Below are 1,022 nucleotides of genomic sequence, written 5' to 3'. Positions count from 1 at the left end.
GTGTAGCCGGGGCCGAGGACCATCAGGTGCGCCTCATACCGCCACCCACCCAGGCTGCCCGGATCACGGTGCCGGACCAGATCAATCTTGTGCCATCCGTCAGGATAGGCGAGATAGTGCTCCAGGACCGGCCGGCGGCCCGGGCCTTGCGGCAGCCGCACGGGCACGACGAGGTCGCCGCCGCCGAGGCCGGTGCACACGATCGCGAACGGGCCGTCGTGGTCCCACCACGACCGCACCGGCTTCCCGCCGCCGATGGCGGCGACGGCCGGCATCCGGCGCGGCTGCCACAACCGGCCACCTTGCCCGAACACGGTGCAGTGCCCGGCCAGGCTCCCCACGAGCCGGAACGTCTCCCACTTCCGGGCACGAGTATGGGAACGAGCCCGACCCGGAATCGCGGCAAACTCCCACCAACCGCCCGGCCGGGGCCGGCCATGCCGACGGCCGGTGACGTCAGGGAACAGATGCCGATCAGCGGCTTCCCACACCCCGTCAGCCAGATGCATGGCCAGGGCCTTCGTCAGATACCGCCGCAGGTGCGGCGCACCGTCCAGATGCCGGTAGGCGGCGTGTTCCAGCCCGCTACGAGACAACCCCAACCGGCCCCGGACCGCTTCCGGTCCAGCCGCCGCCCGCTCACAGCGGGCAGCCCAGAAGGCGTCAACCCGGGCCCGCGCGTCACGCTGGACCGCCCGCCGGACCGCGAACGCGGCCCCGAACACCCGCTCCAACACCTGCCGCACCCGCGGCTCATGCACATCCAGCGGCAGACGCAACACCGACACCGGACCCTCGTGCCGCCACGGCACCGCCCGATTCGGCCCACGACGCCGAGCCCCCGCCCCCGCCACACATCGACACTACCCAACGTGGCGCTCAGCCGGACACCCGCGACGACACCTACTGCGGCAGCAGCGTTGATGACACAGACTTTGATACGCCCCCTAGGTGACTGGTGTTAAACGATGGCCGCCACTGGCGTGGCGGCCATCGTTTTGGATCTATTTCGGGTAGTTTGC

The 1,022-nt window shown here is 70.5% G+C and carries 1 protein-coding gene; it reads right to left on the bottom strand.

Translation table 11 applies throughout. From position 1 onward, the window contains the following. Nucleotides 1–854, bottom strand: an 854-nt coding sequence (locus tag AB0M46_RS51395) for a hypothetical protein (protein ID WP_363349090.1), incomplete at its 3' end; no start/stop codon positions are given. Between the last annotated feature and the right edge of the window lie 168 nt (nucleotides 855–1,022).

Origin of the sequence: Dactylosporangium sp. NPDC051485, from assembly GCF_040682015.1 — a bacterium.
GTDB lineage: Bacteria > Actinomycetota > Actinomycetes > Mycobacteriales > Micromonosporaceae > Dactylosporangium.
The sequence above is the reverse complement of the archived record's forward strand: the minus strand, read 5'-3'. Positions and strand labels throughout refer to the sequence as shown.